Source organism: Cryobacterium sp. TMN-39-2 (assembly GCF_004402745.1).
In the GTDB taxonomy this organism is placed as follows: Bacteria; Actinomycetota; Actinomycetes; order Actinomycetales; family Microbacteriaceae; genus Cryobacterium; species Cryobacterium zongtaii.
In genome coordinates, this window is record NZ_SOFX01000010.1 from 1 (window position 1) to 5,314 (window position 5,314).

The window sequence follows — 5,314 nt, forward strand, 5'->3', positions numbered from 1 at the left end:
CGACGGCGACGACATCTACCTGGTCTCCGCCTCGCCGACCACCGGTGACGGTGTGCGGTTCGGCCCCGAGGGTTTTGTCACCTTCGAATCCAAGACCGCGGAATTGGGAGTCAAGGAGGTGCAGTTCGTCATCTCCGACGGCTTGCTCACCGCCACCGGCGTGCTGACCGTGGACGTGAAGGCGGCGGGCACGCTGAACCCGGTCGGGACACCGGACTTCAGCACGGTGTTCGTGGGGGAGACGGCACTGATTGAGCCGCTCAAGAACGATGTGACTCCGTCGGGAGCCCCATTGGCGTTGATCGGGGTCAACGAGGTGCCCAACGACCTCACCGCCGTGCCGAACCTGGAACGTGGCACCATCGCCGTATCGTCGGGCAAAGCCGGCAGCTACGTCTTCACCTACAGCCTCGGCGCCGGCGCCACGTCGAGCGTCGGCCTGATCCGCGTTGACGTGATTGAGAACCCCGCGGAGATCCTGCCTCCGATCGCCGTCAAGGACACCGCCTACCTCCGCGCGGCCGAACCCGTCACGATCCCGGTGCTGGACAACGACGTCTCGCCCAGCGGCCGGGTGCTCGCGGTGCAGTCCGTGGACCTGAGCAGCACCGATGACCTCGTCACGGTCGAGATCCTCACCAACACGGTGTTGCGGGTCACCGCATCCGCGGCCCTCACGCAGCAGGTGCAGTTCACCTACACGATCAGCGACGGCGAGGGCACGTCAACCGCCGGAGTCACCGTTGTGCCGGTGCCGCCGCTGATCAAGCATCAGCCTCCCGTCGCGGTGGACGACTCGGTGAGCGTGCGCGCCGGCGACATCGTCTCCGTTGCGGTGCTCGACAACGACTACCACCCCGACTCCGCCACCATGACGGTCGCCCCCGACCTGGCCGACACCGCCGACGCCGGCGGGCTGGCCTTCGTCACGGGCAATCAGGTGCGCTACCAGGCGCCCACCGAACCCGGCGCCTACAGCATCGCGTATACGATCTCGGATGCCTTCCAGGAGACCGCGACAGCCATCGTGCGGTTCACCGTGATCGCCGTGAACGTGGCGGACAATCAGGCGCCCACGCCGCTGCCGTTGACGATGCGCACGTTTGCGGAGTCGACGATCAAGGTGCAGGTTCCGTTGGACGGCATCGACCCCGACGGCGATTCGGTGTACCTCACCGCCGTCACCTCTGCTCCCACCCTGGGCCGCATCGTGGACCAGGGCAGCGATTTCTTCATCTACGAGGCCTACCCCGGCACTGCCGGCACTGACTCGTTCACCTATCAGGTCGCGGATACCGTCGGTGCGACGGCCGAGGGCACGGTGCGGATCGGCGTGATCCCGCGCCCGGTGGCAATGCTGCCCCCGAACGCGGTTGATGACGCCATCGAGATCAAGCCCGGCCGCAATGGATCGATCCCCGTCGTCTTGAACGACTCCGATCCCAACGGGTACAAGCTGACCCTGTCGAAGAAGCTGCCCGAGGTGGACCCCGGCATCACGGCCACGGTCGACGGCAGCCGGGTGATCGTGGAGGCACCCGCCGAGGAAGGCACCTATACGCTGCGGTACGAGATCACCAACGGGCACGGCGGTGCCGATACGGCGTTTGTGCAGGTGAAGGTGACCGAGGACGCGAAGGCGCAGTACCCGGTCGCGATCGACCACTTCGTCGAGCCCGACCAGGTCCTGGCCGGCACGCCGATCGACGTCCCGGTACTCGACGGCGCGGAGAACCCGAGCGGTCTGATCGAGGACCTGGTGATCACCCTCGAGGGCCCGAACGCCGGCAACGGCGCGCTACAGGCCGACGGCACGGTTCGGGTCGAACCGTCCACCGACCGGCAGGCGATCGCGTACAGGCTCACGAACGAGCTCGATCAGCTCAGCGCCACGGCATTCATCATCGTGCCACCGCAGCCCAAACCCGTGGATCCGGTGAATCAGCCGTCCACCGAGCCCACACCAGAAGAAGAGCAGTTCCCGCCGCCGTTCCTGAAAGACATCGGCCCGCAGGTCGTCAAGATGAACGGGTCCAAGTCCTGGACCATCGGCGACATCGTCGAGGTGCCCTCCGGCCGCCCCGCGCTGCTGCTCAGCGCCACCGCGACCAACAGTGACGGTTCAAAGGTGGCCGGCGGCTCCTCGTTGAGCTTTGTGGCCGCCAGAGACTACCGCGGCCCGGCGTCGGTGACCTTCGTGGTCACCGACGGCACCGGCGCCGACGACCCCGCGGGCAACCAGGCGACCCTCACCATCCCGATCACCGTCGGCGACCCCGACTTCGAAGACGTCGCCCCCACCTTCACCCCGCCCAAGGTCACCCTCGAGGCGGGCGAGTCCGCAACCGTGGTGAACCTGCGTTCATCCAGCGGGCATCCGAACCCGGCCATCATCGAAAACCTCAGCTACGGCGCCCTGGCCGGCGCCACAGCGGATGTCGCCGCCGCCATCTCGGGGGCCAACCTCACGGTCTCCTCCCCACTCGGCACCCAACCCGGCACCAGGGTGCGCCTCACCTTCAGCGTCACCTACCGAGAGTTCACCATCCCCGGCTCGGTGGATGTCACTGTCGTCTCCTCAACCCGGGCCGTGCCGCAGGCCGTGGACGACGCCGGACCCAACGGCGCCGGCATCGAAACGACACCGAGTTCGGTCGTGCAGGTTCCCGTGCTCGACAACGACTACAACCCTTTCGCGCAGGACGGCAAACCACTCACCGTGGTGTCCGCGACGATCGAACAGGACGTCAGCGGAGGTAAAGCGTCGGTCTCTTACACCGCGAGCGGGGTGACCATCACGACAGGACCCGGTGCCACCGGCACCCTCACCGCCGTGTACCGCATCCTCGACGCGACCAAGGACCAGGCCAGAGCCACCCAGGGACGCATCACCCTGGTCATCCGGGACCGTCCCGATGCCCCCAACGCGCCCACAGCAGCCGAGGGCAATGCCGCAGCCACCATCAGCTTCGCGGCGCCCTCCTCTAACAATTCTCCGATCACGGGCTACACCATCAGCTGGACCGGCGGCTCCAGGAATGTGACCAGCGCCGGCACCTACGACATCACCGGACTCACCAACGGACAGAGCTACGCGTTCCAGGTGACGGCCCAGAACGCCAAGGGCACCTCGAACGCCTCGGCATCCAGCAACACGGTCACCCCCTACGGAGTGCCCGGTGCTCCCGCCAGCGCCAATCTCACGGCGTCGGCCACCGGCAACGGTGCGCTCGGGCTCAGCTGGGCCGCACCGGGCAGTACCGGTGGGCGCGGGGTCAGCGGCTACAAATACGAGTGGGTCACCGGCGGCGCCGCCAACGGCTCGACCAGTGGCGCCACGACCGCCTCCGCCACCGGAACCGCGAACACGCAGTACCAGTACCGCGTGCAGGCCTGCAACCCGCGCGGTTGCGGCGACTGGACCACGTCGAACGCCGCGACACCCACGACACCACCACCGCCTCCGCCGGCCTGGGCACCGACCCATTACGGCTTCTCGGTGACCCAGCAGGCCTGCCCGGAACCGGACTCCACCTACGACAAGCCCGTCACCAACGGCAACTCGGGCTGTACCATGAACGCCCGCGGCTACCTGCAGCCCGGAACCGTGATCGATGCGATCTGCCTGTCCGTGCGCAACGGCAAGAACTGGTACTACTTCCAGATCGAAGACCGCAGCTACGACGGCTGGTTCATCCGGATCTCGGACACCAACGGCACGATCATTCCGAATTGCTGATGAACACGCACGAACGGGTACCCCTGCCCATCCGGGTGGCCCCCGTTCGCGTGTTAGCGTAAGAGCCGGTCAGGGGACAGTGCCAAAGGTCACGGCGCGATAGGCCATACTTTTTCACGTACACGCATCAACATCACATTTGGGGGAAATCGGGTGGGGACCCTCAGTTCGTGGTTGCGCGGCCGAAGGGTATCGGCATCCGTGGTGGCCCTGTCGGTGCTGGCGGGCGTGCCCCTGTCGTTCGCGGTGCTGCACGAGGGTTTCCCGGTGACGGATGTCGACCTCTCCGCCCGCGATGTCTGGGTCACCAACGGCAAAGAGCTGCTGGCCGGCCGGTTGAACCGGCAGATCGAAGAGCTGAACGCCTCGGTCAACGCTTCATCGAGCACCTTTGACGTCGTGCAGGACGGCGAAGACGTCTTCCTGATCGACGGCAGCGCGGGCACCATCGAACGCATCGACCCGGCCTTCACCACCCTCGGCGAACGCGTCGACGTGGCCCAGGGGTCTGAGATCGCCTACGGCGGCGACTCCATCGCGGTGATGAACCAGTCCACCGGTGAGGTCTGGGTGATCAACGCCGCCGGCGAACTGAGCTTCGACCCCAAGGCCACCGACCCGGTGATGAAACTGGGCAAGGGCGGCCACATCGCCGTCTCGCCGGGCGGCGTGGTCTTCGGCGCCTCCAAGACCGACAAGACCCTCACCAGCTTCGACCCGACGGCCGAGGAACCCGAGTCCGCCGAAACCGACCTGCCCAAGCTCGGCGAGTTCCAGATCGCGGCGGTGGGGGACACCGCCGTTGTGCTGGACACGGAGAACCATCGGCTCGTTGTCGACGGTGAGAGCATTGAGGTCCCCAAAACCGCCCTGAAGCTGCAGCAGACCGGGGCCGAGAACGACGTGGTACTCGTGGCGACCACGAAGGCGCTGCTGAAGGTGCCTCTGAACGGCGGCGACATCGTCACGGTCGACGCGAAGCTGGATGCCGCCGTGACCGATCCGAAATCGGTGTCGGCACCGGTCTGGTTGAACGGGTGCGCGCACGCGGCCTGGGCGGGTGCGCAGCGTTACCTCGCCGACTGTGAGGGTTCCGAGGTGTTGCGGGAGACCATCGAGCAGCCCACCCAGGGGTCGGTGCTTGAATTCAGGGTCAACCGTGATGTGATCGCGTTGAACAACCTGTCCAACGGCAACGTGTGGCTGGTGGATTCGAACATGCGCCTGGTCGAGAACTGGGAAGAGGTCACCCCGCCCGAGGAGTCCGACGCCGAGGACGGCACCGAAAAAGCCGCCCAACAGTCCTTCGAAGACACCCTGGCCGAGCGCACGAATGTGAACCGGGCGCCGCTGGCGCGCGACGACGCGTACGGGGTGCGGCCGGGCAAGACGACGGTGTTGCCGGTGCTGGAGAACGACACCGACCCCGACGGTGACGTGCTCACGGTGTCGAATCTGAGCGGCTTCTCCCAGGCCCAGGGCAGCCTGGATTACATCGACGGTGGCCGGGCCGTGCAGTTCACTCCCGCCGAGGATGCGGCCGGAACGGTGTCGTTCCGGTACACGGTGGCCGAT

The 5,314-nt window shown here is 66.7% G+C and carries 2 protein-coding genes; both read left to right on the top strand.

Going from position 1 to position 5,314, the window contains the following annotated elements; genetic code table 11:
* On the top strand, nucleotides 1-3,739 hold a 3,739-nt coding region (locus E3O57_RS02100), incomplete at its 5' end, for an Ig-like domain-containing protein (RefSeq protein WP_134456561.1).
* A gap of 153 nt (nucleotides 3,740-3,892) precedes the next feature.
* Nucleotides 3,893-5,314, top strand: a 1,422-nt coding sequence (locus E3O57_RS02105; RefSeq protein WP_166804756.1) for an Ig-like domain-containing protein, incomplete at its 3' end; no start/stop codon positions are given.